The sequence below is a fragment of the candidate division WOR-3 bacterium genome (genome assembly GCA_039803545.1).
GTDB lineage: Bacteria > Hydrothermota > Hydrothermia > UBA1063 > UBA1063 > UBA1063.
The window spans coordinates 1-26,864 of record JBDRYS010000004.1; the positions used below are offsets into that span (position 1 = coordinate 1).

30 protein-coding genes, 2 tRNA genes and 1 rRNA gene are annotated in these 26,864 nt (G+C 39.3%); 26 read left to right on the forward strand and 7 right to left on the reverse strand.

Annotated features, from left to right (window positions below; genetic code table 11):
- The 13 genes from ABIM45_07525 to ABIM45_07585 all read left to right on the forward strand — a co-directional run.
- Window positions 1–590, forward strand: a 16S ribosomal RNA gene (locus ABIM45_07525); the annotation flags it as partial.
- 345 nt (window positions 591–935) lie between these two features.
- Window positions 936–1,256, forward strand: a complete 321-nt coding sequence (locus ABIM45_07530) for a NifB/NifX family molybdenum-iron cluster-binding protein (protein MEO0239749.1) — start codon at window positions 936–938, stop codon at window positions 1,254–1,256.
- 58 nt (window positions 1,257–1,314) lie between these two features.
- Window positions 1,315–1,635 carry a 4Fe-4S binding protein gene (locus ABIM45_07535; GenBank protein ID MEO0239750.1) on the forward strand — a complete coding sequence of 107 codons (321 nt, stop codon included), beginning with the start codon at window positions 1,315–1,317 and terminating at the stop codon, window positions 1,633–1,635.
- 6 nt (window positions 1,636–1,641) lie between these two features.
- Window positions 1,642–2,484, forward strand: a complete 843-nt coding sequence (locus tag ABIM45_07540) for an ATP-binding protein (protein MEO0239751.1) — start codon at window positions 1,642–1,644, stop codon at window positions 2,482–2,484.
- A complete protein-coding gene (locus tag ABIM45_07545; protein ID MEO0239752.1) occupies window positions 2,481–3,341 on the forward strand; it encodes a P-loop NTPase in 861 nt (286 codons plus the stop codon). Before ABIM45_07540 ends, ABIM45_07545 begins: the two co-directional genes overlap by 4 nt.
- Window positions 3,314–4,273 (forward strand): radical SAM protein, encoded by a 960-nt coding sequence (locus ABIM45_07550; GenBank protein ID MEO0239753.1) that lies wholly within the window; start codon window positions 3,314–3,316, stop codon window positions 4,271–4,273. The genes ABIM45_07545 and ABIM45_07550 overlap by 28 nt, the downstream gene beginning before the upstream one ends.
- A gap of 593 nt (window positions 4,274–4,866) precedes the next feature.
- The gene (locus ABIM45_07555; GenBank protein ID MEO0239754.1) at window positions 4,867–5,310 is read left to right on the forward strand and encodes a hypothetical protein; all 444 of its coding nucleotides are present in this window, start codon (window positions 4,867–4,869) and stop codon (window positions 5,308–5,310) included.
- Window positions 5,311–5,394, forward strand: a tRNA-Ser gene (locus ABIM45_07560).
- A 278-nt stretch (window positions 5,395–5,672) separates the two neighbouring features.
- Window positions 5,673–6,041 carry a hypothetical protein gene (locus ABIM45_07565; protein ID MEO0239755.1) on the forward strand — a complete coding sequence of 123 codons (369 nt, stop codon included), beginning with the start codon at window positions 5,673–5,675 and terminating at the stop codon, window positions 6,039–6,041.
- Between the two features lie 2 nt (window positions 6,042–6,043).
- Complete coding sequence (locus ABIM45_07570) at window positions 6,044–6,295, forward strand: ABC transporter C-terminal domain-containing protein (protein MEO0239756.1); 252 nt, start codon at window positions 6,044–6,046, stop codon at window positions 6,293–6,295.
- Window positions 6,296–6,345: 50 nt separating this feature from the next.
- The gene (locus tag ABIM45_07575) at window positions 6,346–6,801 is read left to right on the forward strand and encodes a glucosaminidase domain-containing protein (GenBank protein MEO0239757.1); all 456 of its coding nucleotides are present in this window, start codon (window positions 6,346–6,348) and stop codon (window positions 6,799–6,801) included.
- A gap of 16 nt (window positions 6,802–6,817) precedes the next feature.
- Window positions 6,818–7,618: a PaREP1 family protein gene (locus tag ABIM45_07580; GenBank protein MEO0239758.1), complete on the forward strand. Its 801-nt coding sequence runs from the start codon at window positions 6,818–6,820 to the stop codon at window positions 7,616–7,618.
- A 162-nt stretch (window positions 7,619–7,780) separates the two neighbouring features.
- Window positions 7,781–8,005, forward strand: a complete 225-nt coding sequence (locus ABIM45_07585; protein MEO0239759.1) for a hypothetical protein — start codon at window positions 7,781–7,783, stop codon at window positions 8,003–8,005.
- 278 nt (window positions 8,006–8,283) lie between these two features.
- Here ABIM45_07585 and ABIM45_07590 read toward each other — a convergent pair whose 3' ends face one another.
- A complete protein-coding gene (locus ABIM45_07590; GenBank protein ID MEO0239760.1) occupies window positions 8,284–8,706 on the reverse strand; it encodes a hypothetical protein in 423 nt (140 codons plus the stop codon).
- Window positions 8,703–10,427 (reverse strand): tyrosine-type recombinase/integrase, encoded by a 1,725-nt coding sequence (locus ABIM45_07595; GenBank protein ID MEO0239761.1) that lies wholly within the window; start codon window positions 10,425–10,427, stop codon window positions 8,703–8,705. The genes ABIM45_07590 and ABIM45_07595 overlap by 4 nt, the downstream gene beginning before the upstream one ends.
- Before the next feature lie 279 nt (window positions 10,428–10,706).
- On the opposite strand from ABIM45_07595, the gene ABIM45_07600 reads away from it, so the two are divergent.
- Window positions 10,707–10,779 (forward strand) — tRNA-Thr (locus tag ABIM45_07600).
- 7 nt (window positions 10,780–10,786) lie between these two features.
- On the opposite strand, the gene mobB is transcribed toward ABIM45_07600, so the two are convergent.
- Genes mobB through dnaX form a run of 5 tightly spaced genes read right to left on the reverse strand, consistent with a single transcriptional unit; the run spans window position 10,787 to window position 14,136 of the window.
- Entirely contained in the window at window positions 10,787–11,515 is a 729-nt protein-coding gene (mobB, locus tag ABIM45_07605) for a molybdopterin-guanine dinucleotide biosynthesis protein B (GenBank protein ID MEO0239762.1), read from the reverse strand.
- Entirely contained in the window at window positions 11,487–12,005 is a 519-nt protein-coding gene (locus ABIM45_07610; protein ID MEO0239763.1) for a MogA/MoaB family molybdenum cofactor biosynthesis protein, read from the reverse strand. Before ABIM45_07610 ends, mobB begins: the two co-directional genes overlap by 29 nt.
- Window positions 12,002–12,604 (reverse strand): recombination mediator RecR, encoded by a 603-nt coding sequence (gene recR / locus ABIM45_07615; protein ID MEO0239764.1) that lies wholly within the window; start codon window positions 12,602–12,604, stop codon window positions 12,002–12,004. Before recR ends, ABIM45_07610 begins: the two co-directional genes overlap by 4 nt.
- Window positions 12,579–12,890 carry a YbaB/EbfC family nucleoid-associated protein gene (locus ABIM45_07620; GenBank protein MEO0239765.1) on the reverse strand — a complete coding sequence of 104 codons (312 nt, stop codon included), beginning with the start codon at window positions 12,888–12,890 and terminating at the stop codon, window positions 12,579–12,581. Before ABIM45_07620 ends, recR begins: the two co-directional genes overlap by 26 nt.
- Complete coding sequence (gene dnaX / locus ABIM45_07625; protein MEO0239766.1) at window positions 12,877–14,136, reverse strand: DNA polymerase III subunit gamma/tau; 1,260 nt, start codon at window positions 14,134–14,136, stop codon at window positions 12,877–12,879. The genes ABIM45_07620 and dnaX overlap by 14 nt, the downstream gene beginning before the upstream one ends.
- A gap of 73 nt (window positions 14,137–14,209) precedes the next feature.
- Here dnaX and ABIM45_07630 point away from each other — a divergent pair, with 73 nt between their 5' ends.
- The 12 genes from ABIM45_07630 to ABIM45_07685 all read left to right on the forward strand — a co-directional run bounded on the left by ABIM45_07630 (window position 14,210) and on the right by ABIM45_07685 (window position 26,857).
- Window positions 14,210–15,265, forward strand: a complete 1,056-nt coding sequence (locus tag ABIM45_07630) for a glycosyltransferase family 4 protein (GenBank protein MEO0239767.1) — start codon at window positions 14,210–14,212, stop codon at window positions 15,263–15,265.
- On the forward strand, window positions 15,262–16,494 hold the full coding sequence (locus ABIM45_07635) for a glycosyltransferase (protein MEO0239768.1): 1,233 nt from the start codon (window positions 15,262–15,264) through the stop codon (window positions 16,492–16,494). The genes ABIM45_07630 and ABIM45_07635 overlap by 4 nt, the downstream gene beginning before the upstream one ends.
- A gap of 16 nt (window positions 16,495–16,510) precedes the next feature.
- Window positions 16,511–17,488 carry an NAD-dependent epimerase/dehydratase family protein gene (locus ABIM45_07640; GenBank protein MEO0239769.1) on the forward strand — a complete coding sequence of 326 codons (978 nt, stop codon included), beginning with the start codon at window positions 16,511–16,513 and terminating at the stop codon, window positions 17,486–17,488.
- A gap of 393 nt (window positions 17,489–17,881) precedes the next feature.
- Window positions 17,882–19,234 carry a radical SAM protein gene (locus ABIM45_07645; protein MEO0239770.1) on the forward strand — a complete coding sequence of 451 codons (1,353 nt, stop codon included), beginning with the start codon at window positions 17,882–17,884 and terminating at the stop codon, window positions 19,232–19,234.
- Window positions 19,235–19,265: 31 nt separating this feature from the next.
- Window positions 19,266–20,204 carry an ABC transporter ATP-binding protein gene (locus ABIM45_07650; GenBank protein MEO0239771.1) on the forward strand — a complete coding sequence of 313 codons (939 nt, stop codon included), beginning with the start codon at window positions 19,266–19,268 and terminating at the stop codon, window positions 20,202–20,204.
- Window positions 20,188–20,967: an ABC transporter permease gene (locus ABIM45_07655; GenBank protein MEO0239772.1), complete on the forward strand. Its 780-nt coding sequence runs from the start codon at window positions 20,188–20,190 to the stop codon at window positions 20,965–20,967. The genes ABIM45_07650 and ABIM45_07655 overlap by 17 nt, the downstream gene beginning before the upstream one ends.
- A gap of 181 nt (window positions 20,968–21,148) precedes the next feature.
- A complete protein-coding gene (locus ABIM45_07660) occupies window positions 21,149–22,366 on the forward strand; it encodes a radical SAM protein (protein MEO0239773.1) in 1,218 nt (405 codons plus the stop codon).
- Window positions 22,367–22,416: 50 nt separating this feature from the next.
- Window positions 22,417–23,409, forward strand: coding sequence for an ATP-binding cassette domain-containing protein (locus ABIM45_07665; GenBank protein MEO0239774.1), 993 nt, complete (start codon window positions 22,417–22,419; stop codon window positions 23,407–23,409).
- On the forward strand, window positions 23,393–23,695 hold the full coding sequence (locus ABIM45_07670; protein MEO0239775.1) for a hypothetical protein: 303 nt from the start codon (window positions 23,393–23,395) through the stop codon (window positions 23,693–23,695). The genes ABIM45_07665 and ABIM45_07670 overlap by 17 nt, the downstream gene beginning before the upstream one ends.
- Window positions 23,679–24,203, forward strand: a complete 525-nt coding sequence (locus tag ABIM45_07675; protein MEO0239776.1) for an ABC-2 family transporter protein — start codon at window positions 23,679–23,681, stop codon at window positions 24,201–24,203. Before ABIM45_07670 ends, ABIM45_07675 begins: the two co-directional genes overlap by 17 nt.
- The gene (locus ABIM45_07680) at window positions 24,184–24,996 is read left to right on the forward strand and encodes an ABC-2 family transporter protein (protein MEO0239777.1); all 813 of its coding nucleotides are present in this window, start codon (window positions 24,184–24,186) and stop codon (window positions 24,994–24,996) included. Before ABIM45_07675 ends, ABIM45_07680 begins: the two co-directional genes overlap by 20 nt.
- A complete protein-coding gene (locus tag ABIM45_07685) occupies window positions 24,983–26,857 on the forward strand; it encodes a DUF5916 domain-containing protein (GenBank protein MEO0239778.1) in 1,875 nt (624 codons plus the stop codon). Before ABIM45_07680 ends, ABIM45_07685 begins: the two co-directional genes overlap by 14 nt.
- The last annotated feature ends 7 nt before the right edge of the window (window positions 26,858–26,864 follow it).

Here is a 26,864-nt window from a genome sequence, read left to right on the forward strand (position 1 = left end):
AACCGAAAAACCTTACCCGGGTTTGACATGATGGGAAACCCTTGCGAAAGCGAGGGGTGCTGTCCTCTGGACAGAATCCCATCACAGGTGGTGCATGGCCGTCGTCAGCTCGTGTCGTGAGATGTTGGGTTAAGTCCCGCAACGAGCGCAACCCCTGCCCTTAGTTGCTACTCTGCGGAGGGCACTCTAAGGGGACTGCCGCCGATGAGGCGGAGGAAGGTGGGGATGACGTCAAGTCCGTGTGGCCTTTATGTCCAGGGCTACACACGCGCTACAATGGGTGGTACAATGGGCTTTGCGACCCCGCGAGGGGAAGCGAATCCCACAAAACCACCCCCAGTTCGGATTGGGGTCTGCAACCCGACCCCATGAAGACGGAATCGCTAGTAATCGCCTATCAGCATGGGGCGGTGAATACGTTCCCGGGCCTTGTACACACCGCCCGTCACGCCATGGGAGCCGGGGGCACCTGAAGTCGCTGGCCCAATCCCCCTTATGGGGGAAGGGAGGCGCCTAGGGTGAAACCGGTGACTGGGGCGAAGTCGTAACAAGGTAGCCGTACGGGAACGTGCGGCTGGATCACCTCCTTTAAAGAGTAAACTCTACCACTCTAACTTGCACTCACCTGGTTGATGTCCTATTTTCCATTTTAAGATTCCTATATAATGTCTTAGAAATTTGTTTTACAGTTAGCTTTTTATCGTTGGGTTTTTTGTTAAGTTTTGATTTTTTTAGATGGTTATAGTTTTTCAAGTTAACAAAGGTATTGGTGTAGAATTTCGCGGTTCTCTTGATTGTTAGCCTCCCTTTGTTATGTTCTTTTAATGGTTGTTTGCAGTTTCAAATTTTAGGGTATATATTAAATAAGCATATAAAGTAAAAAGCAAGTGTTAAAAACTGGATATGTATAAAAACTTGATAAATGGAGGTGGGCGATGAAAATTGCGATAACTTCGACAGGTAAAGACTTAAATTCGCTTGTTGACCCAAGATTTGGCAGATGTGCCTACTTTGCTATTATTGACACTGATACAATGGAATTCAAGTTTGTGGAGAATCCTGCTTTGAGAAGTCCAGGTGGAGCGGGGGTAAACGCTGCGCAATTCTTAGTAGATGAAGGGGTTAAGGTTTTGGTGAGTGGAAATGTTGGGCCTAATGCTGAGCAGGCTCTGAGAGCGGGTGGAATAAAAATTGTTACGGGTGTTTCAGGAACACTCAAGGAAGTGGTAGAAAAGATTAAAAGGGGAGAAATTTAAGATGTTTGGACCTTTTAGAGGTCAAGGCAGAGGTAGAGGTTTTGGGCGCGGTCGAGGTATGGGCTGGGGCCGCGGTATGGGGTATGGCCGTGGATTTGGAAGGGGATATGGCTATAGGAATGATTTTGAGAATATGCCAACGAGTAGAGGTAATGAAAATTTAAACGCTGGAACATTTACAGGAACCCAGCTTGTTAATGCAAGGGCGTATGTTGATGTGGAGAGATGTGTTGGATGCGGTATCTGTGAGAATGTTTGCAGGACTGGCGCTATAAGAGTCATCGATGGAGTGGCACAGGTAGATGTCAAAAAATGCATAGGTTGTGGAGACTGTGCCAATGTTTGTCCGCGAAATGCGATTTCATTGAAGAGCATTTAATTGAAGATGATAGTCTCCGTTGCAAGTGGTAAAGGAGGAACTGGTAAGACTCTGGTTTCAACAAATTTGGCCTTGTCTCTTGAAGAAAATAATATTCAATTTCTTGATTGTGATGTAGAAGAACCCAATGCGTTTCTCTTTCTTAAGCCCGAAATAGAGAAAGAAATTCCTGTTGAAATGTTTGTCCCTGAAGTCAACGAACAAATCTGCACCCATTGCAAAAAATGTGCTGAATTTTGTGCATTCAATGCCATATTTGTTACATCAAAGAAAGTTCAGATATTTCCAGAGCTGTGTCACAGTTGTGGTGGGTGTGCTCTTGTATGTCCAGTAGGTGCCATTAGGGAAGTGCCTTTTAAAATTGGTAGTTTGAAAATAGGAAAAGCCGGAAATATAGATTTTGTCTATGGTGAGCTTGAGGTGTCGAAACCCCTTGCAGTTCCTATTATTAGGGAAGTAAAAAGTCAGACTAATAAAGATAAATTGGTGATTATTGATTCTCCTCCAGGCGCCTCAGACCCTGTCATTGCTGCGGTTAACGGCAGCGATTTTGTAATTCTTGTGACTGAACCTACTCCCTTTGGCTTTCATGATCTCAAAATTACAGTGGATGTGTTAGAACAGCTGAAAATACCTTTTGGAGTTATTGTGAACAGAGCAGACCTTGGGAATAAGGATGTTTATGAGTTTTGTAAAGACAAAAACATACCCATATTGATGGAGATACCTTTTGATAGAAAGATTGCAGAACTTTACTCAAATGGAATTCCTTTTGTAACTGTGATGGAAGAGTGGAAAGCTAAATTTCAGAGGCTTTTTGAGGATATAAAGAGGATTATCGTTAAATGAAGCAGATTGTAGTTTTGAGTGGGAAAGGCGGTACGGGTAAAACTTCTTTAACTGCCTCTTTTGCAGTTCTTGCAAAGGACGGACTATTTGTGGATTGTGATGTTGATGCCCCTGACTTACACCTGCTTTTAAAGCCCACCATTGTAAAGATCAACGATTTTTACGGGTCAAAGCTGGCAAGTATTGACCGTGACAAATGTATAGAGTGCGGATTGTGCGTAGAAAAGTGTAGATTTGATGCAATTAGTAGTGATTTTATTGTTAACCCCTTCTTGTGTGAAGGTTGCGGGGTGTGCGGTGTTGTATGTCCTGCTAATGCCATCTCTTTTTCACAAAGGAAAGCAGGGGAAATTTACATTTCAAATACAAAATACGGTCCTATGGTTCATGCTCGCCTCTTTCCTGGCGAAGAGAACTCAGGAAAGCTGGTGACAATGACACGACTTCTTGCAAGCATGGTTGCACAGGAGCAGAAAAAAGACCTTATTTTGATAGACGGAGCTCCTGGTATAGGATGTCCAGTTATATCTTCCATCACGAATGTGGATTATGCCCTTATCGTGACAGAACCTACTGAATCGGGTATCCATGATCTTCAAAGGGTGCTAAAGCTTGCAAAACATTTTTCTGTAAAACCTCTGGTATGTATAAACAAATATGACCTCAATAGAACCAACACTGCAAAAATTGAAAAGTATTGTGAGGAGAATAACATTCCTGTCCTTGGGGAAATACCCTTTGATCCATTGGTGATAGAGGCGATGGTTAACGGCACGCCTGTAGTTGAATATGCCCCTGAAAGTTTGGTTTCAAAGGGGATTGTAGAAATATGGCAGAAGCTATTGGAACTGCTATAGCTTTCGGACCGGTTCCATCGAGAAGGCTCGGAAGAAGTCTTGGTGTTAATAATATTCCACCAAAAGTCTGCAGCTATTCCTGTGTTTACTGTCAGTTAGGTAGAAGTTTAAGAATGACCTTTAAAAGACAGAAATTCTTTGAGCCTGAGGAGATTTTTAATAGTGTCAAAAATAAAGTCGAGGAGGTTACGAAGAGAGGAGAAAAGATTGACTATATTACTTTTGTCCCAGATGGAGAGCCCACTATTGACATAAGTTTGGGAAAAGAAGCGAGGATGTTGAAGGAACTTCGCATTCCCCTTGCTATAATAACTAACTCAAGCTTAATCTTTGAAGAAAGTGTTCAAGAGGATTTAATGAATTTTGACTATGTTTCTGTAAAAGTTGATGCGGTATCCCGGGAAATCTGGCGGAAGGTTGATAGGCCTTTTAAAACTTTGGAATTAAATGAAATTCTTGAGGGTATCAGAAAATTCAGTTCAAAATTCAAAGGAATTCTTGTTTCTGAAACTATGTTGATTGATGGCATTGATTACAAGGACGAATTTAAGAGGATAGCAGAATTCCTGTCAACTATTGATAATTTAAAGACTTCTTACATAGCCATTCCCACCCGCCCGCCCGCAGAGGATTGGGTAAAGCCCCCAAGGGAAGAGGTTCTTAACGAGGCATTCCACATATTTGAAAGTTTTTTAGGCAATAGAGTTGAATTTCTTGTTGGATATGAAGGGGATGCTTTCGCATCTTCAGGTGATTTAGAAGAGGAATTATTGAGTATAACGGCGGTGCATCCAATGAGAGAGGAAGCTGTTATAGAGATGGTTAAGAGGCACGGGGGCGATTTCCGCAAAGTAGAAGGGCTTGTTGAGAGAGGCCTGATTAAAAGGGTTGAGTATCTGGGGACCATTTATTACGTAAGAAGATTCAGATAGAATTTCTGAATCCTAAGGAATCTACGTTATAGGGTATATTTGCCAGGCTAAAACAACGTTGTTTACCTGTGAATATTAGCTCTACCACCATTAAATCCTGCTGTCCATCGAGTTTAGCGAGTTTTTAACCACAGGATTGATACAAGTTTAAATCTCTTTGCTATTGAGGCCCTTTCGAGGCTTTTTACTTTTGTGTTATATAGTTCAGAACTAAACCTGCAGTTAAAATCACCATTTTAAACTTTTATGGTCAACTTAGGGGCATCGTGAGTAGAGTATGTGCCTATTGTAAGTGGATTCGTAATATCTCGCCTAACAAGAGCATTCTTTCTGAGGTGGATTCGAAGCCAACGATTATATATTCAGGGATACTTTCCTTATGGTGCTATTCAAATTAAGTCATGACTGGGTTTAGACTCGTATTTTCGATACCTAATATTTACAATTTTATGCAATTTCAAAGGAATAGAGAGTTGACAGTTAATACCAGTCGAAGTGCAGGGGTTAAAAATTGTTCTTCAAGTGCAAGAATAAGGTCGTAACATGCTGTCTATCATATTTAAATTTCGTGTTAAGTGCTATAAAATAATTACATGCTTGCGAAACTTTTACTTACAGCTGTATTGAGTACCTACAGGCCTGGAGTTGGCTTGATATTGGGCATTCCTACTGGGCTCAATTTGAATTTCGAGTCCAAGCCGAATGCCATTAACTCTACCCTCTCTTGGGGAATACCCGATTTATTCTATTTCTCTCTTGGTTATCACGAGAATTTCAGAATCGAAACGAGCGAGGACATTGAAGGCATACTAAGGGCCTACATTGGTGGTGCTTTTCTTTTCAAGGTTACGAAAGATAATGTGATGATGGGAATCAAAGTGCCTCTCGGAATGAAGTTCCTTTTTGATAATCTACCTATAGATGTTTTTGCTGAAGTTTCCCCTGGCGTTCACCTGATACCGGAGACTTCGCCTCTCATTGAGGGTGCCCTTGGAATAAGGTTTTATCTTGATAGGATAAAGGTAGCAAAGGAATAAGGAGGGTTAGCCTAACTGGTAAGGCGGCGGATTTGAAATCCGCTGGGCGTTGAGCCCTTGGGGGTTCGAGTCCCTCACCCTCCGTTTGATAGTTTGAGTTTTTTATTTTATACTTTTAACACGCCCACGTAGCTCAGGCGGCAGAGCACTTCCTTTCATAGAAAAAGCCTCTTTCGAGACTATTTTTTCCAAAAGAGATTTTTACCAGGATGTTAATATCGAATTCAAAAAGTTATTGTACTTTAAAACTGAACCAGCAGAATTAGGGGTAAACACAACTGAACCGATGGTAAACACACTGAATCCGACAAAGCTCTACCCCTTTGTTTTAGCCTTTATCAAGCGTTATGAATTAAAAGACCATGAAAGTGGAAAATAAATACATCGAACCCTTTCAGGAAGTGTTTATTTTGAAATATCCTGATGCGCTTGAACACGAGACTAAAATCCCTGTCGGTGCAATTTTGCGAATCACAAAAATCTTAATTTCTGAGACTCTATATTCTGATTATATGAAATTGCATGATTCCCATATTTATGTGTATATAGATGGGCAAAAAAATTTTGACCTTATCGGCTTAGCTATAACTCCTATAAATGTGGGAACTTGTGATTTGGTCATCCCAGTTAAGAGATCATACAAATTTGAATTTGTCCCATCAGAAGATGTTGGTGGCGATGAGCGATATTGGACCGTGGTCCACATTGAAGGATACATTGAGGCAAAATAAAAATGGATAATAAAATGTTTGAAAAACTCGATCAAAGAATAGATACACTTGAGAATAGGATCGCATCTATTGAGGCTAAAATCAATACCATAGCTGAGATCCTTCAGGTATTTAGCCTTAAAAACAGCAATGGTAACAAAATCAAATTGAGCTCAATAATCATAGCTTTTCTTGCTGGTGGTGTGGCTAATATGGTAGGGATTTATACGCTTGTAAAAACGATAATCGAAATTTTTCTTAATTTTAGAAGATGACATGGTGGATCATACCTGGCTTACTATTTTTGTTTTATATTTTGCGTGACATGGGAAACGTAAAAAGCATTGCAAGTTCACCACAGGAATTTAAAGACCTTCTCTTCCCACTTGCCAAAGAATTTGAAGATTTATATGGAATCAAAAAGGAGATCATAATAGCCCACGCCGCTTTAGAAACAAACTGGGGGAGAAGAACCATAGATAATAACCTCTTCAATATTAAGAAAGGTCTTTGGAAAGGGCCTACCGTTAAAGTAACTGTCAAAGAATATGACCCTCTTAAGGGTTGGTATATAGCAACAGAAGAATTCAGAGCATATTCCACCCTTAGAGATTCTATCCAGGATTATATAAACTTAATTCAAAGCCGTTATCCTAATGCCTGGAAGAATAGGAAAAAACCTAAAAAGTATTTTGAAGAACTACAAAAAGGTGGATACGCAACGGATCCTCTATATGCCTATAAGCTTACCAGCATATATACGAATGTGGTATGGTCATAGCACGGAGGCTTGAAGTATGGCAGGATGGGAAGAGGTTATTTGGGCTTATCTCGTTCCAAAGGGCAAAGGAGGAGAATTTCCAAAAGCAAAGTATGTATATACGAACCACCCTAAATGGGATCTCGTTATCGTTGAAGACGGAGAGCCTGAAGAATGGGGATATAGAAAAATATCTGGAAAAGGTTACGGGTTATATTCTCGTAGATTCTACCATTATGGAGAGGATAGAGAGAATCTTGGAAAAAGGGGAGAGGATAAACAAAGTACTGGACAAAGCGGAGAAATATCTTCTAATCCTTCAAAAGTTCAATCAATTCTTTTCGACAGAAAACTCTGGACATTAAGTAAAGCCAGAAAATGGCTTAAGGAACATGGATACAAGACAAGGCTTTCAGAAAAAACCCAGAATTATTATTGGTTTAGACAGGAACCACCTAAAAAGTTTGAAAGACTCCGTATGATAGATTTTGGAGAAAATACAGGGATAAAAGCCATTGTGGGTTTCACTGAAGCCAATAAGAACTTGACAGAAGGCAAGTCCAATCCTTATAATTATCCTAAGATGGTTGAACTTTTCCCTCCAGAGCATTTAGAGAAAAGGCTTAAAGAAGCAAAGGAATTCAAAGAAAAAGGTGATATTCAGCAATCCTGCGAAAAAATTTATTCAGTTGTAGAAAGTCTTATTAAAATACTCGCTGAAAAAGAAAATGTAGAAGCTTACCGAGAAGCCCTATTAGGTGGAGGATGGAATACTCGTCTTTTAGGAAAAGCAGCTGCAGAGTTAAATAAGAAATACAGCAAAGAAAAAAAATTTTAAAAATTTAATTTGGCTTATTTGGAAGTCAGCTCTTTCCTTACATAGAGAAGGTTTTCACGATAACTATATTTCAATAGAAGATTTTGAAGAGGGTTACAAATTTATCCTGGAAAATCTTCCTAAAATTGCCCTTAAAGCAGGCATCAAGCTAAAAATTGAGCCATGAAAAAGCAAATGGATAATATGCTGGAATCTATTATCATTCTTAACGAAAAATACAATGTTCCTTATGATGTTTTAGCCTATTGCTTTGGAGTCTCCAGGATAACCATTTACCGTTTAAAGAAGAAAGCTCGGCAAGATGGAGTAAATCTGAGAAAGATTGAAGAAAAAATTGGAATTTGGAATACTCTGGGTAAAAGAGAATTCTTTTCCTATAAGCCCTAAAGGCCCTCAGCGGGCCATCAAAAAGTATTAGCTCAAATCCTTCATTCTCAAGGGATTCCGTGAACACTATCAGCGGGCCATCAAAAAGTGATAGTTAAAACCATTGACTCTCAAGGGATTCTGTAAATTCTATCTGCGGGCCCTCAAAAAGTATTAGCTCAAGCCGTTGATTCTCAAGGGATCCCGTAGATATTATGTGTGATATGCTTATAAAACGCCGTAAAACAAGCTCGGATACCCTTTTAAAGGGTAATATTACTTAAGGCTTATCTAAAACCTTATCTAAGGGCTTTTAGCTGTCTCGGTGAGGTATAAATATCACGCCTACCTGGATTCCAAAAGTATGGTCCTTTTCTTATCCCACCTTTTTTAAACACCCAGTAAAAAGACACCTTAAACTTTCCGTGTCGAGTATTTATTTCCCATATTCTACGCCATGGATTGAACTCCTTAAACGCCATGCGTTCATAAGGATTTACGGTTAGTTTAGAATTTTCACCATAAAGAGCAGGATCTGAAATATACCACCATTTTTCACCATCGAAAACAATCTTGTTAGGGAAGTTGTGAAAGTTTTTATAACACCAATTGCAAATTATACCCTTTATCTCCATTTGCTTACTTCTATGGGCAAATTTTCTGGATACCTCAATTATTTCCTCCTCATGCAAATACCTTCCACAAATATCGCATTTTTTCATTTTTCTTTCTCCTTTTCCAATGCCTTCTCTAACTCTTTTTGGAATGCCAGAGCCTCCTCATAAGTATTAAAAACATGTATAGTCCATTTACCGCCCTTATGCTCTCTTATCCTGTATTTCCTTCCAACTTTCTCAATTTTTGGAACCTTGCCTCTCTTTCTTTTCTTCTCTGGTTCTCCTTCTTCGCTTTTAGTCTCGACCTCTGGAAGAGGTATAATTTTCTCCTCCTCTATCTCTTGTCTGGTTATATCTTGTAACATTCCATTTAAGAAGTGGTTCATTGGATTTTGGCTGTATTCTTTACGTAGGGTAATATACCTACTCACAGAATATAACGACTTCCATCCACCAAGTAAAGCAATGATCCTATCTGAAAAGCCTAATTCGCTTGCAATAGTGGCCCAGGTGTGTCTAAAGTCATGATAGTAAAAATTCTCAATATGGCACTTTTCTTTTAAAAATCTTTGGAACCACTCGGTTAGCATTCTCTTTTGGTAACTATTCTGGAAAGAAGGGAAGAGGATTTTATCATTTCCGCAATTCTGGAGTAGCCACATAGCAAACTCATAAGGAATATCAATTTTTCTCGTTTTTCCAGTTTTTGTAATGTCACTTGTAAAGTAGATCATCCCGTAATAACCTGTTTGGTCCCTGGCAATCCTTATGTGTTCTTTTCTTAATCGTAAAACTTCCTCTTTACGTGCGCCTGTGAATAATCCAATCAAGATAAAAGCCTTTTTCTCATTCATTCGTGGGCCCTTAGGGAGGTTAAAGATCTCTTTAAGCAGGGTAAAGATTTCCTCATAAGATAAAGCTCTTTCTCTAATTCTATCTTTAAGCCTTCTTTCTTTTAAAACAACATCAGCATAATTTACTCCTTCAACGTAACCAGTTCTTATTAGAAAATTCCATGCTGTACTGAGTCTTGAAAGTTCGCTTTTTATAGTAGATTCTGAAATGGGCTTTCCAGTTCTTTTATTGAAATCCTGAGTCCTCTTTGCGATATAATCTTCAATATGTTTTTTGGTAAGCTTGGAAAATTCTATATCTCCCCATTTCTCCAAAAAGGGCGTGACAAAGTATTGAAATTCTTTAACTTTTATTAAGTCTTGCTTACGTGAGTAAAGATACTCCTCATATATTTTAAATCCTTCTGATAGTTTTAGATCTTCAGATTTTACTATTATTCCTTTTTCCAGGTCACGGAGAAAATTTAAGGCTTCAAGATAAGTATCGAAGGTATAAATTACCCTTTTTCCATTTTCCCACTTTCTTATCCTGAATTTACGGCCATGTTGCTCAATTTTAGGGATCCTCTTTTTATTCTCTTTTCCTTTGCTCGATTGTATGTTGTGTTGAGGTTCCCTTTCATTTTCTTGAGGTATATTTTCCTGGTCTTTAGTAGAATCAAAATTATTTTCATGTTCAATAAGTGATGCGAATTCTCTGGCTATGATCATTTTAATTGCAAAGTTTCTTGCCTCATCGTAAGAATCAAAATATTTGTATATCCGTTTACGTTTTTCATCTTTTTTAGCAAGCTGGATATCTACCATATACTTTTTGCTTCTTCCCTTTAGCCTTGGAGTGGGAATACGATACCTTTTAAATCCGATTTCTAAATAGTCACCGTTTATCTTGAATGTGTGTCCTTTAAACTCTATAATATTACCATGGATTATTATTTGGTCAAGAATGTTATTTATGATTTTGTCATTCATGATTTAAAGCCTCCTTTGGTTTTAAGGTTTTTTGATTTTTTGTCCCATGCTTCGTCACAATATTATTATATACCTTACAGTGTGAAAAAATGTCAAGTGGCAAAATTTCAAATAGCCTTGAAGCCAGAGGAGGTAGAATATCATTCTAAACTATTTTGGTCCCAAATTTGGTCCCAAGTTTTGGACCAAGTTTGGGACCAATTAAAAACTATGACAATAAGCGGACTTTATCATCTTTGGTCCAAAATTTGGTCCCAAACAGCTTTTAGAAACATAAACGCCCACGTAGCTCAGGCGGCAGAGCACTTCCTTGGTAAGGAAGAGGTCACCGGTTCGAATCCGGTCGTGGGCTTTTGATTTTATTCCTCGATCTCTATTTTGATTTTCCCTTCCCGGTAACCTTTTAGAGGCGACAGGAAACCTTTGATGATATTTTCCAGCATTTTATCGAGAAAAGGCATTAGTTCAATATTCGAACCGTCGATGGTAACCCTACATTTTGTTCCATAAAGGACCTTGCATTCCTCTTCCGTTGACTCACCGCTCAGGATTCTTGCTGTTAATGTTTTGCAATCGTAACCACACTTCCCGCAATCCAGCTGTGGAAGCATATTTGGAATGCTGGATGCTATGTAATCTGCTAACTCTTCTAAGTTTTCCAGGTGGTAAATTCTTTTGGGTAGAGTTTTGTGGAGACTTTTATTTAACGTGAAGTAGGCAAAAATCAGCGGGTCTTCGAGTACGTTGTCTTCTTCTTTAAGAACATAAATTTTTGGAACGTTAAACCCCATATCCCCCTCGATCAAAACCATGTCAATTTTCCAGAAGTTTCTAAGGAATTCGAGGGGGTTTTGCGGCCAGTTAAAGGAAAGGAAGGCTCTATTTTTTGAAAAGCCAGCGGAAATTAGGGCTCCAGCTTTTTCCATGCGATAAGTATCTTTACCTTCTTTGTCGTATTCAATATCGTGATGGAAACTCTTTTTTATTGCACCAACCTTGAGATTTTTCTGGGTTAGGAGTTTAATAAGAGATTCGATGAGGACTGTTTTCCCCGAATCACTAAACCCGACTACTTCTATCACCTTCATTGCTATGGTCACCCTTTAGTCCTTTGAGTTCAAGGATAAGATGGGGAATTAATGGGAAAAGGGGCGGGAAATTTTCCATAATGGCTTTTGGATTTCCTGGTAAGTTTATTATGAGGGTTCCCCCCTTTGAGCCAACAACTGCCCTTGAATATACCGCTTCTGGAGTCTTTTTTAACCCCTCGAGAATCATGAGGATCTCAAGTCCATAGAATCTTTTTTCTATGACCTTCATCGTTGCCTCTGGAGTTACGTCTCGAGGAGAAGGACCGGTCCCGCCTGTTGTAATGATCAAATCGACATCAGAATTACTCCATTCCCTTAAGGTATTTTCAATCATATCCATTTCATCGGGAACTATTTTGTAGATGATGTCAGCAACATCCAAATTTTCTCTTACAAGTTTCATTATGAGGGGGCCACCCTCATCCACCCGTTCCCCTCTAAATCCTTTATCTGATACTGTGAGGACTCCCACTCTCAACTTAATCATTTAATCTTTCTCCTCCCTATAATAGATTCCTTTAATGTGAAGGGGTCCATCAAAGTGATGTCAATCCCCCTTGGAAGGCCAATGGCAATCTTCGATATTGTAATATCGAGGTCATTCAAAAGGTTCACGATGTAACTCGTTGTTGCGTCACTTTCAACATCAGGACTAAAGGCAATAACAAGTTCCTTAAAGCCCTCATTCTTAATTCTATCTCTAAGATCGTATATGTTTAATTTATCAGCAGTTATACCCTTTACAGGGGAAAGGACACCCCCTGTGACGTGATATTTCCAACCAACGTCTTGAACCGACTCTAAGATGTATACATCTTCTGGTCTTTCGACCACGCAAAGTACACCAGCCTTTCTTCTTTCATCGGCACAAATGGAGCATACTTCGCTATCTTCTGAAAACCCATGACATATTTTGCAAAGTTTTACTCTTTCATCAACCTCTTGAAAGGCGCTTAAGAGACCCTTGAGCGTTTCTCTGTCTTTTAACAGGTAATAGGCGATGCGAAAGGCTGAACGATCGCCTATTCCTGGCAGTTTTTTTAACTGTTCTATGAGTTTCTTAAGAGAGGAAGGGACCCAGCTCATTTACTGGTAAATCCTTTAACAACTCCTGCATCTTTTTTTGGGCCTCTTTTTGCATGGCTTCAAAGGCTTCATTGAGACAAGATAAGATGGTCTTCTCCAGCTTTGTCTTATCGGAAAGGAGGGCTTCATTTGTTATTTTGAGCCCTGTGATCTTAAACACTCCGTTAATGGTAACCTTTACTCCATCCTTTTCCACATTCAGCTCAAGTTTCTGGATTTCTTTTCTAGCCTTGGCAACGGTGGCCTGCATTTTCTGGGCCTCTTTAAGCATTTTAAATAGATCCATCAGCTACCTCCCGAAGTTTTAATTTTTCTATTGCGTATTTAATAACTTCACTTTCATCAGTTTCTTTGTTTTCTAAATCCTGGCTCACTTTATTTACCCCAGTTGAGACAGTTTCAGGGAGGGGTTGTTGCTTTGGTGGTGATTCTTTGATGATTGCAGTATCGATGAAGTTTACATTCCCGATCAATTCCAGTTCCGATTCAATCTTTGTCAGCCTTAAAAGGTGAAAGTCCACAAAAATCTTCGGGTTTGTGGCACTCTTTATGTCAAGTTCCATGTCTTTAAGAACCCTCAGGAGGAAGAGAATCTGGTACTCGTTGAACTTTGACGCAATGTGAGTAAAGGAGTTTCTTTCAATCCCATAGAAGGCTTTTAGTAGAGATTCTGCTGCTTTCACAAATCCCTTTTGAAAATCCTCGAAACTATAACCCTGCGCTACAACCTCTTCAACAATTTCCAATATCTTCTTTGGGTTTTTGTCGATGATATTTTGCAGGATTTCCAAGTAAATTTCCGTGGGGAGTAAACCGGTTAATTCCTTTATTTTTTTCAAGGTTATATTTCCTTGAGAATAGAGGTATGCCTGCTCGAGCAAGGTTATGGCATCCCGCATACCACCCGTTGATGCCTCGGCGATCAATTCAAGAACGGCATCGGATTCGTAATTGATATTTTCCAACTCTGCAATCTTTTTCAATCTTTCTATGATAAAAGGCTTTTCCAAGGGCTTTAGATCAAAACGAAGAGTTCTGGATTTGATAGTATCCGGCACCTTTTCAGGTTCGGTAGTTGCAAAGATAAAAACTACTTTTTCAGGTGGTTCTTCCAGGGTCTTGAGTAGTGCGTTAAAAGCTTCTTCAGTAAGCATGTGAACTTCGTCAATTATTATTACTTTGTATCTTGCTTTTAAAGGCATGAAACGGATATTTTCTCTTAATCCTCTAATATCTTCAATTCTTCTGTTTGATGCCCCGTCGATTTCAAGGACGTCTATGCTTCTGGATTCTTCAATTTCCCTGCAAGTTTCACATACCCCGCAAGGCTCAGGGGTTACCCCCTTTTCGCAGTTAAGCCCCTTGGCGAAGATTCTTGCAAGGGTCGTCTTGCCGATTCCCCTCGGACCGGTAAACATGTAGGCGTTTGCGATGTTTAAAGTTGCCAGTGCATTTTGAAGAGTGATGACCACGTGTTTCTGATTTACCACATCTTTGAAGGTTTTCGGACGGTATTTGACTGCGAGGTTCATGGTTTAATTATATGCTGTGAACATAGGAACTCCAACTGGAAAGGACCTTTGAAGAGTTTTATAATTTTTGAAGGTGAGAGTTTTAATTATTGGAGATAACAGATCCTTTCATACTTACCGCTGGTTTAATTCTTACAAAAGAGCAGGCTTTGAGGTTAGGGCTGTTGGCTTAGAAGAAGGGGAATCTCTTTGCGAGAGGATTAAGGCCAAAGGTAAAGGAAAACTGAAGTACCTGTTTTCACTGCCGGCATTGCAAAGGGTCGTAGACGATTTTAAACCGGACTTAATACACGCTCAGATGGCTGGTAATTATGGCCTTATGGCATCCTTCATAGGAAAACCCTATGTTCTTTCTCTTTGGGGGCCTGATGCGGTAGAATCGCCCTTTAAATCTGCAATTCATAGAGCATTATTAAAGAGGGTTATAAAAAAAGCCATTCTAATTCATACTGATTCCCACTTAGTAAAATGGTTTTTAATTAAGAACTTTGACATTGAGCCTCACAAGGTTTTGGTGTTTCCCTTTGGGATTTCGAGGAGTTTTTTTGAAAAGGAAGTTGAAAAGCCTGTGGGGGTGGTTAACCTTGTTACCCACAGGAAACTGGAAAAACTCTATGGACATGAGGTTATATTAAAGGCTGCGAAGATTTTAAAGGAGAGGGGTAGAAATTTTAAACTTTACATTGCCTCCTTCGGATCAGAACTCCAAAATTTAAAGAGGCTCGCGCAGGAACTCGGGCTTGATGATTTTGTTGAGTTTACAGGAAAACTGGAAGAGGATGAACTCATTTCACTACTTGCTAAATCACACATCTTCATATCCTCCTCTTATAGTGATACGACCCCCAATTCCCTGCTGGAGGCTATGGCATTAAAAGCCTTTCCCGTGCTCTCGGACCTTCCTGTTTATAGGGAATGGATTTTGGAAGGGCTGAATGGACTTTATTTTAGACCCGGAGATGAGGTTGACCTGGCAGATAAGCTGGAATGGGCTATGGAAAACCTGCAAAGTCTTGAAGAACCGATCCGATTTAATAGAAAGGTTGCAGAAAAATTGGCAGATTGGGAAAAGAATTTTGAAAGATTTGTAGACTATTTAGCAAATACTATGGAAAGGATCATTAAATGAAGATTCTCTTTGTTTCTTACTTTTTTCCACCCTATGCCCATGCCACAGCGGTAGAAAGGACAGTCCTTATCATAAGACACCTGTATGAAATGGGACACGAAATAGGGGTTATTACTGCCAGAAATTATACTTTCTTTCAGCGTGATCCGTCCTATTTGAAGTATATCCCGGAAGGGATTAAAGTTGCAAGGCCGTCTGCACTTGAACCATCCACCTTTTTTGCGCGTAGTGGGACCTCTCCGGGGACCTCCAAAAGACTCTTTAGGAACTTTTTGTGGCCAGACTCAAGGGTTTTCTGGCTCATTAATGCTTTGCCTTCAGGTATTAGATTTGTACGGAGCTTTAAGCCAGACATTGTGGTTTCTATTGCTCCGCCTTATACCGATTTGCTCCTTGGTTACTTAATTAGTAAGAAATTCCATATTCCCCATGTTGTTGACCTCCTCGATCCCTGGTCAGAGGACCTTTATGGGATGTATCCTCGCTGGTGGCAGAAGGAGTTGACTTTTTTCTTCGAAGAAATAATTCTAAAAAATGCTCGAGGGGTAGTAGTTGCAACCTATCCGATGAAATGGAGACTATTAGAACGCTACAAGTTCCTTAGACCTGAAAAGGTGGAGAATATTACCTTCGGAATAATAAAGGAAAATGCGGAGAAAATTGGAGGGATTGATTATTCATTACCTTTTACTGTCCTTTATTTAGGCACTTTGCAAGGGGGGCATAAGAATCCTTCAGGATTTATAAGAGCCTTTGCAAAATTTTTAAAACTGCATCCCGACGCCCGATTGAAAATTGCCGGAAACGTGGAAGGAGAGGTCAGAAATTTCATCGAAGAGAATTTGCCAAAGGAAAAGGTAGAATTTTTGGGGTACATTAAGAATGAAGATGTCTATAAGATTGTGAACGGTGCTCATGTGCTGTGGCTTTTAATCTCCCGAGCGCCGTGGTTTGAACTGGTGATGCCTGCGAAAACCATATCTTATCTTGGATTTTTAAGGCCCATCTTGGCTACGGTGCCTGAAGGATGGACGGCAGAATTTTTGAGAAAAATGGGGGTTACCGTTGTAGACAATGAAAATGAGGCCGGTATATTGGAGGCGCTCGAGAGGCTCTACCACGATTATGAAAATCGGGATCTAAAATTGCCCAAAAGGGAGCTAATTGGGGAGTTTGAGTATTCCAAAATTGCTCAGAAATACGAGAAATTTTTGAAAACCGCTTTGTAGTGCTTAAAATTTGCCTATGAGATTCTTAGTAGCAGGTGGATGTGGTTTTATCGGGTCCAATTTGGTTAAGAGGTTGCTCGACGAAGGACACGAAGTCTACGTTGTGGATGACCTCTCAAAGGGTAGCCTTGAAAAACTGGATGAATACGTAAGTCATAAAAATCTAAGATTTTTTAAAATCGATGTGACGGGTCAGGAAATTTTTGAGATTCCTGCTAAATTTGATGTGGTTATCGATCTTGTGGCCTACAAAATTCCCCGATATTCCAGTGGCCTTAAAACTTTAACCGTCAATACACGGGGTGCTGAAAACCTCCTGAAAATAACGGTAAGGGATTCGGCGAAGTTTGTGATGGCTTCTACCTCTGATGTTTACGGAAAATCCACTGATTTTCCATATAGGGAGGAAGGTGACCTCGTCCTTGGACCTTCAACCTCGAGGAGGTGGGCTTACGCAGTTTCGAAAATTTTTAATGAACATTTAACTATAGCATATCATGATGAATACGGGATAAAGTATGTAATCCTGAGGTTTTTCGGCATTTACGGTCCCCATCAGCACTTAGACTGGTGGGGTGGTCCTGTGGGAGTTTTTCTGAAGAATATCCAAGAGGGTCTTCCTGTCACGATCCATGGGGATGGAAAACAAACAAGGAGCTTTATGTATATTGATGACCTGGTAGAGTGTATGGTGAGGGCAGTGAATTATCCCGAGGCGGAAAATGAAATAATAAATGTGGGGAGTTCCGAAGAAATTAGCATTCTTGACCTTGCAAAGTTAATTCATCGCTTGTCTTATCCTGAGAAAGAGCTTCGACTTGAATTTGTTCCCTATGAGAGTTTTACGCAAAATTACGAGGACCCGAAGAGGAGATTGGGAGATTTCACAAAAATGAGAGAACTCCTCAATTTTGAGCCCAGATATTCATTAGAAGCAGGGCTTTTGAAGTTCATTGAGTGGTATAAGAGGAGGCAGGAATTAAAGGTCTTGTAAATGTGTTTCCTCTGATTAAGACTTCTAAGTTCCTTGAATTTTTCAACGTTTAGAAGCTAAGTGCGAAAAAAAATTCGCAAAATTCTTAAATTCTAATGAAATTTGTCCGCATTAAATATTTTCCATATCATTTTTGTACTAAAAAGGAGGTATCAAAAATGCTTGTTGAAAAATCTACAATACAACGCGAAGTTACGGTAGATATAACATTTAATCCCGAAAAAGCTACCAAGGAAGGACAGTGTAGTGGTAGATACATCTGTGGCGGGCTGCAAAGGTGTGGTGTACAATAAGCCCAAAAGTTATTACCCTAAAAATATTGCATTAAGCATTAAATCTCATTTCCCTACTCGACTTTAGAGTAGGGAAATGAGGTAGAAAGGGAAGAGGATTATGAACAAATTGAAATGGTCTCAATGGAATGTGTATTATCCGATTCTGGAAATGAAGAAAGTATTACTTTTGAATACACTGACTTCCGCTGGCATTGTTTTAGAAGAGAGTCAGTTTGAAACACTAAGAATAGGCAAGTACGACTCTTTACCTGATGATCTTTTTATTAAGTTAATAGAAAATGGTTTTCTTGTTTCTCCTCAAAGAGAAGAAGACGAAAATGCAACATATTGGAGATTTTATCACAATGTAAAGTACCGTTCAGTGTTTGGGACTTTTCATTTGGTCGTAATTCCGACTTACAAGTGTAATTTTAGTTGTACGTATTGTTTTGAAGATAATCATAAGTTGGAGAAAACCGAGATAATAATGGATCCCCAGTTGCTCGTAAAGTGGATAGAGAAGTTCTGGAAGTCATATAAATATAACGGACTTCACGTAGTATTTTACGGTGGAGAACCTTTGTATCGTAGGGAGCTGTTGGAGGATTACATTGGGCAATTAGAAGAGTGGTGCGGAAATCGCAGGGTTACGTTTTCTTTTTCAATTATCACAAACGGTTCTATTATAGAGCGTCAATTTCTCCTAAAAATGCTTAAGACCGGATTGAAGGAAATTCAGGTCACTATTGATGGAATTGAAAATATTCATGATGAAAGGAGGCCTTTTAAACATGGGGGACCGTCTTTCAGTATTGTTTATAGGAATTTGCTTGATATTGTCAACTTACCTCTAAAAGTCATAATTAGAACTAATATTGACAGACATAATATTTCAACATTTGAGTTGTTTATTAATAAGTTGAAAACCGATGGGATTTTCTCAAAAGGAAATGTTTCTTTTATGCCTACATTGGTAGATCCTTCACCCTCAAAAACTGAGTGGTGTGAAAAGTATGTTCCCAAAAATCTAAATGAGAGGTTGAAAACTTTAGAGATAGTATGGGGAAGTATGGTAAAACTTATAGAGGATCCTAAATTTCTATTACGGTCCCACAAGTTAAGTTTCAGCCTGTGTGACGCGAAAGTTGCTGATTCCTTAATTGTTGGTCCTGATGGAAGTATATATACCTGTTATTCTCTTGTTGGAACAGATGTGGGGAAGGTTGGTAATATAGAGACTGGTTTTAATTCACGATATGCCAAATTTTTATTCAGTATAGACGAAAAGGTGAGAAGATGTTTAGAGGAAAAGTGTCCATTTGTTCCTATATGTAATGGAGGATGTTTTTATCAATCTTATATTGAAAGTGGGAATCCTTTTCAAAGGGTTTGTCCGAGAAACTTTTATGAGAAAATTTGGTTGCCTGTAAAGGCGAAAATATATCAAAAGTTTATGCAAAATTCTGATTGAGTGGGTGAAGAGCGGATGATATAATTTTGATATGAGAGACGTCTTACTTGAAATAAGGAATCTCACTAAGATTTTCAGAAGTGGGAAGAAGGAGATTATAGCAAACAATAATGTTTCCTTCAATGTTTACGAAGGAGAAATTTTGGGAATATTGGGACCTAACGGTGCAGGGAAAACTACTTTGATTAAGCAGATTGCAACTCTTTTGATTCCTGATTCGGGGGATATTTTGTATAAAGGGACGTCCATTGTTAAACATCCCGGGGTAATAAGAGGTCGTTTCTCATTCCTGCAGGAGGGAATGAGAAATGTATACCCGTATCTCACAGCTGAAGCTAATCTGCTTTATTTTGCCTATTTAAACCACATCCCTGCAGGAGTTGCAAAAAAGAAAAGTGAAGAATTGTTGAAAAGAATGGGTTTATACGAAGTAAAAGATAACTATGTTTACACTTTCTCATCGGGGATGAACAAGAAACTTGCAATTGCTACCTGCCTCATAAATGAACCAGAAATAGTGTTTCTTGATGAGCCATTTTCGGGACTGGATTTGATAGCTTCTATAGAGCTCATGGATTTTTTGAAATCCTTAGTGACTGAGAGTGGAAAGACCTTTCTCATTGCAGATCACAGACTGGATTTTATTGAGAAAGTTGCGAATAGAGTATTATGGATTAAGGATGGGAGTGTGGTTATGGAAGGAAGCACAGTTGAGATGAAAACTATTCGGAGAGAAAAAGAGTTTATTGTTTATTTACAAAATTCCCTTGAGGCACAAAATGCCTTAAAAGAAAGGGGTGTGGAGTTCCAAGTTCTGTCGGATGAGGTATTGAAGGTTGAAGTCTCGCTAAGTCACAAAGATTACTTATCTTTCATTATTTCTAACTTTGAAGTATTGAACATAGAGAAAAAAGACCTGGATTTCGAGGCAATTTTTAAGGAGTTGTACTCCCATGCTAAAAACAATTGAGGCGGAAGCGCTTAAGTTCTACTATGATGTAAAGCGATATTTGTTCAATTACTTAGTTGGGATTGTTTCCACTACTATCTTTCTAAGCGGTATTTATTATGGACTCAGGTTACTGTATGTCCGCGCAGGAGAAGAGACCGCTTTTGTGGGATTGCTTTTATGGCTCTTTTCTTCCTCTGCAATATCTGGTTTAACCGATATTTTAGCGGAGGAACGATATCTCGGGACATTGGAAAGGATATCAGTGACAAAATCTCCCTTTATTTCAATAGTTGTTTCAAGACTGATAGTTAATTTTCTGTTTGGGCTATTACAGTTTTTTATTATCGGTAGTATCCTTTACCTCTTGTTTCGGCCTAATTTAGCACCTTTGTTCCCGTCTTCGAAAGTCTTCTTTATGCAACTTGTCGTTTCGGTTTTTTTGCTTCTCTCTCTTTATGGTTTTGGGTTCTTTATTGGCTCATTAAGTTTAATTTTTAAACGGGTAGGTGCGTTTAGCTCTGTGCTGGAATATCTTATTTTATTTTTCTCAGGGATTGTAATACCATGGGAGAAAATTCCGTTTTTCCTGCGAGTTTTTGCTAATTTTTTACCTATGACATGGGGAATAAGAACGCTCATTTTAATAAAAATGGGAGTACCTTTCTTGTTTAGCTTTCTTAATTGTATTTTGTACTCACTTGTAGTTGTGTTGGTTGGCATTATAACCTTTCACTGCGCTGTTATCATTGTCAAAAGGAGAGGGGAATACGCCTTCTTCTGACAAATAAGATACCGTTGCTGTTCGAAGTAATTTATATTCTTAGTGAAAGGTCAAGTGTGAAAAGTTTTTCGCAAGCAACGGTAGCCGAAAGGTGCTGTGAGAGAAGTCAGCGGTGTCCAAATGAGTAAAGTTCTGAGGGGCGTCGCTGAAGGCGACGCCCCTCACAAAGGAGTTTTTTCATATGGAGAGATCATATAAGGTTTCAAAATACAACCTGTATAGGTACAATTACGTTTATAACCTGAGACAAAGGAGTCTCTTAAGGGTAAATGATTCAATTCTCAAAGCTCTTCAGAATAATGAGCTTGAAAATATTCCACCACAAGTAATGAAGCTGCTTCTTACTGCAGGAATTGTAGTCGAAGGGATTGATGAAGTGAAGCTTCTGGAATTCTGGCTTTCACTTAAGAGCTTTAATACCAACTCTTTGAGTGTTGCCTATATCCCCAACTACCATTGTAACTTCAGATGTACTTATTGTTATGCTCAATCAGTGCGTGATATTAAGAGACAGGAAAGTGAGAATGTTAATGCGGACTTTCTGAAATGGATTGAGAATCTTTTTGCTCTCGCTGAACCCCGGAGTTTTGAAATTACATTTCATGGAGGAGAACCTTTACTTTCAAAACAGGAAATTTTGTTTCTTTGCAAAAGTATTACTGAACTCTGTCAAAAACATAGCGTAAGGTTAAAGGATATTTCCTTCGTTACCAATGGGAGCTTGCTTGATAAGGGTTTTGTTGAAGAAGTTTTACGTCTTGGAATTACCTGTAGAGCCTTGGTGACTCTTGATGGCACTGAGAATATTCACAATAGACGCAGGTTTGATATTAAAGGTAAGGGGACTTTTTCGCTAATAGTTGATAATGTGATTCTGGCCCTCAATCTCGGGATGTTTGTAACAGTAGGTTTTAATTACGACAGGCAAAACTATACTGATATCCCTTACTTTTTAGATTTTCTTGTTGAAAAAGGGTTTGATAAGAGACCCAACTTTCAGTTGATATTTGGGGCAGTGAGAAAGGGCTTAGACCAGGAGAGCGTAGAACATTTCAAAAAATTCGAAATGGGTCAGGTGGAATCAGCAAAAGTCTTAATGTGGGCTTATGGCTCGATTTATGAACCTCTTGAGCTCCTAATGCAGAGGTCTGCAGACTTTGTTCTACCGTATCATTGGGAAAAGTATCCTCTTTGTAAAGAATGTGTGTATCTGCCGGTTTGCCTTGGGGGTTGCTTTGAGCAGGCTTTTATAAGGAAAAAGAAGTTCTACTGTAGAAAACGATACTTTGAGAATCTTCTCCCGGATCTCATTGATCTCACAGTAAGGCTCTATGGAGAGCATCCGAAGCTGACTCAAGGTCAGAAACTTGAACATATTTTTGGAATTGAGCAAATTTAAAATGAATGCGAGTCAAACAGGCTTTAAAATCTTACTTTTAATGTGAGGTTATGAGTAGTCCAATTGTTATAAATAGCCTGAGAAAAGTATATAAAAGACACCTGAGAGAGCCAGGTATAAAGGGTATATTGCGGGGTATTTTTGCTCGTGAATACATAGAAGTTGAAGCACTAAGGGGAATATCCTTTGAGATTTCCTCGGGTGAATTTGTGGGATATATAGGTCCCAATGGTGCTGGCAAAACTACCACTATGAAGATCCTCTCCGGAATTTTGTACCCTACCAGCGGAGAGGTTCGGGTTCTCGGATACTTTCCACCTGATAGGAACCCCGATTTTTTGAAAAGAATTTCCTTTATTATGGGGCAAAAAACCCAGCTCTGGTGGGATTTGCCTGCTATGGATTCCTTTATTTTACTTAAAAAGATTTACGAAATTCCCGATCGTGAATTCTTTAAGGAGGTTAACAACTTAGCGGAGCTGTTAAATGTTGCGGACCTTTTGAAAGTGCCGTTACGGAAGCTTTCTCTTGGCGAGAGGATGAAAATGGAGCTCATAGCTGGCTTGCTTCATGGGCCTGAAGTGATATTCCTTGATGAGCCTACCATTGGCCTTGACTTTATGTCACAGGAAAAGATTCATGAGTTTTTGAAATATTATAATGAGGAGAAGGGAAAGACAATTATTTTAACCAGCCATTATGTGCGGGACATCGAAAAACTTTGCCGGCGCATAATTTTTATCCACAAGGGCCAGGTTTACTATGACGGAGATAGAGAATCTTTTATTGAGAAATTTACAAAAAAACGCGTAATAGTGGCAAAGTTCAGAAACAGGCCACCTGACTCTCTCAATAGGTTAGGAAAGGTAATGGGAGTAGAGGATAACGAGGTTCGCCTTGAGGTTGCAAAGGAGAAGTTGCAGGATGTCCTTCAAGAAATTCTAAAGAATGCAGAAATTGAGGGCCTCTTTGTGGAAGAATTGTCCTTAGAGGATGCCTTAAAAGAAGTTTTTGAGGGTATTCAAAATGAAAAGGCTCAGTAAGTACTTGCAGGTTGTTGTAAACACTATTGCAGAAAGTTCAGAATTCCGGTTTAATCACCTTTTGAGTTTTCTTGTAATTGCCCTTCCGCTGGTTTTTACTATGCTTTTGTGGAGGAAGGTGCTTGGAAAGGGCGGGCAGATTGGCGTTTTTGACCTTCAAAGAATAATCACTTACTACTTTCTCGTGGTGCTTTTTCAGGATATAACCTATCCTGGTCCCTTTTGGGAGATTATTGATCACATCAGGGATGGAGGACTTAACGTTTTTTTTGAGCAAGCCCATTAGTTATCCTGGGTATATTTTTGCCCTTAAACTGGGCATAAATATCCCGTATTTATTTTTATCCTTCCTGACGCTCTTTTTGCTCGGCATCTTTGCGGGTTTTAACAAATACTTGGTTTTTCCGCCAAATATATTTTATTTTGTTCTTTTTTTAATTTCCTTTTTCTTAGCCGTAGTTTTGGGATTTACACTCTCTTTTATTTTCAGCGCTCTCACCTTTTGGCTTGAGGAGGGCAGAGGAATTGAGGTTTTCTTAGAGTTCTTAATTAGCCTCACCAGCGGAGTTATATTGCCCGTATCCCTTTATCCAGGGTTCCTAAAGACTTTATGTAATTTGTTGCCTTTTAGGTACATTTTGAACTTTCCCGTTGAAGTCTACTTAGGTTTAGCAAAGGGCAGGGCACTTTACCTTGGCTTTTTGGCTCAGGCGGGCTGGACATTGATTGTCTTGCTTCTTTTGAAATTTATATGGAACGAAGGGCTCAAGAGATATGAGGCGGTGGGCGCTTAGGGTAAATTATTATTTTTCCTTGTGGCGAGAATTCTTTTTGATGCAGATAAAAAGAGAAACTATTTTCAAGGGCAGTTTTCTCCTCGAGATTGTATCTTATTTAATGTGGTTTGTTTTCAACGTCTTCTTTTTCGGCATCATTCTCAGCTATAGGCGGTCTATTGGGGGATGGGGGCGTTATGAAGTTCTGACGCTGATTTCTATTAACCAGTTGATTGTAGCCCTTTACGATACCTTCTTAGGCCCAAATTTGAGGAGGTTTCAGACCTATATTGAGAGGGGAGATTTTGACCTCTTTATTATTAAGCCCCTGGATTTGCAATTTTTTGTTTCTACAAGATTTATGGATTTAAAGCCTCTTTTTTCTACTCCTTTGGCCCTTCTTACATTAACCTATGCCCTTTATAAGCGGGGCAGTTTGCCTGGATTAATGGAATTTACCCTGTTTTTAACTTGTTTTGTAATGGGTGTTCTAATCCGTTACGGCTTAGGTTTTTTTGTGATGTCTCTCTCCTTTTATTTCGTTAGGGTTTCTGCTCTTCATTCCCTCCAGAGAGAATTGCTCTCCTACGCTGGTTATCCTTACACCATTTATGAGAAGTTTGCAAAGGTGTTTTTCACCTTCATAGTGCCTGTTGCCTTAATTGCCAATTTGCCAGCGCAGGCCCTTTTGAAGCAGCCAGTAAAGCCAGAATTGGTTTTATACAGCTTTTTCTTTGCTTTAGTGATCCTCGTTTTTTCAAGACACTTCTTTTACCGCTCAATAAGGAGGTACGAAAGTGCTAGTAGCTAAGATTTTTGGATATTTAATTCTCTCTCAGATGGTGAAAATCTTGCCTTATGAAAAGGAGTTTGTCTTTTATCCTTTTCGTGGATTGAGGCCGACTTATGAAGCCAATATTGAAGTTTGTGTTTATGAAGATTCCTTTTCTGTAGAGTTTCAAACACCATCTTATGTTGTGGTTCGGAAGAGTTTAACGCGGGATAGTTTTGACCCGAATAGCGAGGCCTGTTTTTATCTCCTGGTAAAAACTCGTTCAAATACGGCAGAAGGTTACCTTTTTGCGGTTAATGCCAACAATATTCAGCTTGATGGGCTTGTCCACAGTTATGATAACATTGTTACATCCTGGGATGAAGTGTGGAGTTCAAAGGTTGAGGTCAAGGATTCCTTGTGGAATGTGATAATTACAATTCCCTTTAAGGTATTCCGTGAAAATTTTGATTCCCTTTATTTTTACTTCACCTGGACTGTTTTTACGCCAAGTGGAATAGAGATTGTGAGTTCATATCCAATACCTGAGGGATACAGCCGATTTGACCTCAGATTTGCTGACTTTTCTTTTCCTGCTTTGAAGAAAAGGTTTGACAGACTCTTTTCCTTTACGCCATACCTTGCAGTGATTCGAGAAAATTCTATGACTACAAAGATTGGAGCAGAGTTGAAGCTGGTAAAGGGCGATATGACCCTCCAATCGACTATAAACCCGGAGAGATATTCCATTGAAGGAGACATAGACCAGTTTAACTTAAAAAGAAGGCGGAGTATAAAGCTTGAAGAAAAGAGGCCCTTCTTCACAGAGGGACTTGACCTCTGGAAAATGCCCTTTGAGGCCTTTTATTCGAGGAGTATCGGTGACTTTATTGGTGGGGTAAAGCTGGGATTGAATAAAAATACCTTTAGGTTTCAAGGCCTTATTTTGTACGAGGATTCGGTGATTTCACATTACAGTCCATCTCGTATTTTAACCGCTTCTGTTGCGAGTTATAGGCCCTCAAAGGCCTTTGAGAACAGGTTGTTCTTTATAACAAAGGGGGATACCGTAGGTGCGGGAGTTAATGCCAATTTCTTTTTGCCTTATGGCTTTAAAGTAAAGACACAATTCACAAGGGCTCAGGGTAATGATTTTTACTTGGAAGTCAAAAGGTTTTCTAAAACGGGTTTCTGGGTCTCCTCCGGTGCCGAGAGGCTGGATGCTAATTTTAATTTACCAACGGCCTATATTTCTTACTTTGAAAATACCATTTCCTATTGGATATTCTCAGGTATAACAAAAACCTTTGAAAGGAAATATTTTACTGAAGCGAGTCTCTCCTTCGGCTATACCTATTCCAACTTTTTAGATGGAGCGCCTTTTGAAAGGTTTGGGAATGTTTATGCGACGGTATATCCCATAAGCAGTGTTGAACTTACCTTTGGAGTGGAACCGATGAAGACCTTTTACGAGGGGGTATATTACAACAACATCAATTATATAATCTCGACTGCCTTAGGAGTTTCAAAACCTTCTACACTCTATTTTGAGTACATCTGGGGCGAAAACTACGGGAACAATCTAAGGTTTTTGAACCTGTGTGGCAACTTTTCTATTTCTGGGAAGCTTTACTGCGAAGGGGGTGCAGGTTTTGTTGAGGAAGGGCCATCAGAGGACCAGAGAGTTTATTTAATGGGGTCTTATTCTCCCATGGAGAGGGTTTATTTGCGTTTCTTTTCCCAGAGGAGCACTCTGAGTGATAGAACGGACTTAAATTTGATGTTCCAGTATGAATTCTTTGCAGGCAGCAACATTTTTGTGGTTATTAACAGAACGGTAAGAAGCGGGCAGGTTTCTACCCCTGTTATGTTGAAAGTGGCCTACGAGCTGAGATTTTAGAGGTAAA

Coding starts and splice junctions, on each gene's coding strand:
- ABIM45_07530 (MEO0239749.1), top strand. CDS start 936: ATGAAAATTGCGATAACTTCGACAGGTAAAGACTTAAATTCGCTTGTT.
- ABIM45_07565 (MEO0239755.1), top strand. CDS start 5,673: ATGAAAGTGGAAAATAAATACATCGAACCCTTTCAGGAAGTGTTTATT.
- dnaX (MEO0239766.1), bottom strand. CDS start 14,136: ATGAACCTCGCAGTCAAATACCGTCCGAAAACCTTCAAAGATGTGGTA.
- ABIM45_07545 (MEO0239752.1), top strand. CDS start 2,481: ATGAAGCAGATTGTAGTTTTGAGTGGGAAAGGCGGTACGGGTAAAACT.
- ABIM45_07670 (MEO0239775.1), top strand. CDS start 23,393: ATGAAAAGGCTCAGTAAGTACTTGCAGGTTGTTGTAAACACTATTGCA.
- ABIM45_07575 (MEO0239757.1), top strand. CDS start 6,346: ATGGGAAACGTAAAAAGCATTGCAAGTTCACCACAGGAATTTAAAGAC.
- ABIM45_07640 (MEO0239769.1), top strand. CDS start 16,511: ATGAGATTCTTAGTAGCAGGTGGATGTGGTTTTATCGGGTCCAATTTG.
- ABIM45_07570 (MEO0239756.1), top strand. CDS start 6,044: ATGGATAATAAAATGTTTGAAAAACTCGATCAAAGAATAGATACACTT.
- ABIM45_07665 (MEO0239774.1), top strand. CDS start 22,417: ATGAGTAGTCCAATTGTTATAAATAGCCTGAGAAAAGTATATAAAAGA.
- mobB (MEO0239762.1), bottom strand. CDS start 11,515: ATGAAGGTGATAGAAGTAGTCGGGTTTAGTGATTCGGGGAAAACAGTC.
- ABIM45_07610 (MEO0239763.1), bottom strand. CDS start 12,005: ATGATTAAGTTGAGAGTGGGAGTCCTCACAGTATCAGATAAAGGATTT.
- ABIM45_07555 (MEO0239754.1), top strand. CDS start 4,867: ATGCTTGCGAAACTTTTACTTACAGCTGTATTGAGTACCTACAGGCCT.
- ABIM45_07645 (MEO0239770.1), top strand. CDS start 17,882: ATGAACAAATTGAAATGGTCTCAATGGAATGTGTATTATCCGATTCTG.
- ABIM45_07620 (MEO0239765.1), bottom strand. CDS start 12,890: ATGGATCTATTTAAAATGCTTAAAGAGGCCCAGAAAATGCAGGCCACC.
- recR (MEO0239764.1), bottom strand. CDS start 12,604: ATGAGCTGGGTCCCTTCCTCTCTTAAGAAACTCATAGAACAGTTAAAA.
- ABIM45_07680 (MEO0239777.1), top strand. CDS start 24,184: ATGAGGCGGTGGGCGCTTAGGGTAAATTATTATTTTTCCTTGTGGCGA.
- ABIM45_07550 (MEO0239753.1), top strand. CDS start 3,314: ATGGCAGAAGCTATTGGAACTGCTATAGCTTTCGGACCGGTTCCATCG.
- ABIM45_07595 (MEO0239761.1), bottom strand. CDS start 10,427: ATGAATGACAAAATCATAAATAACATTCTTGACCAAATAATAATCCAT.
- ABIM45_07540 (MEO0239751.1), top strand. CDS start 1,642: ATGATAGTCTCCGTTGCAAGTGGTAAAGGAGGAACTGGTAAGACTCTG.
- ABIM45_07650 (MEO0239771.1), top strand. CDS start 19,266: ATGAGAGACGTCTTACTTGAAATAAGGAATCTCACTAAGATTTTCAGA.
- ABIM45_07535 (MEO0239750.1), top strand. CDS start 1,315: ATGGGCTGGGGCCGCGGTATGGGGTATGGCCGTGGATTTGGAAGGGGA.
- ABIM45_07660 (MEO0239773.1), top strand. CDS start 21,149: ATGGAGAGATCATATAAGGTTTCAAAATACAACCTGTATAGGTACAAT.
- ABIM45_07635 (MEO0239768.1), top strand. CDS start 15,262: ATGAAGATTCTCTTTGTTTCTTACTTTTTTCCACCCTATGCCCATGCC.
- ABIM45_07590 (MEO0239760.1), bottom strand. CDS start 8,706: ATGAAAAAATGCGATATTTGTGGAAGGTATTTGCATGAGGAGGAAATA.
- ABIM45_07655 (MEO0239772.1), top strand. CDS start 20,188: ATGCTAAAAACAATTGAGGCGGAAGCGCTTAAGTTCTACTATGATGTA.
- ABIM45_07585 (MEO0239759.1), top strand. CDS start 7,781: ATGAAAAAGCAAATGGATAATATGCTGGAATCTATTATCATTCTTAAC.
- ABIM45_07580 (MEO0239758.1), top strand. CDS start 6,818: ATGGCAGGATGGGAAGAGGTTATTTGGGCTTATCTCGTTCCAAAGGGC.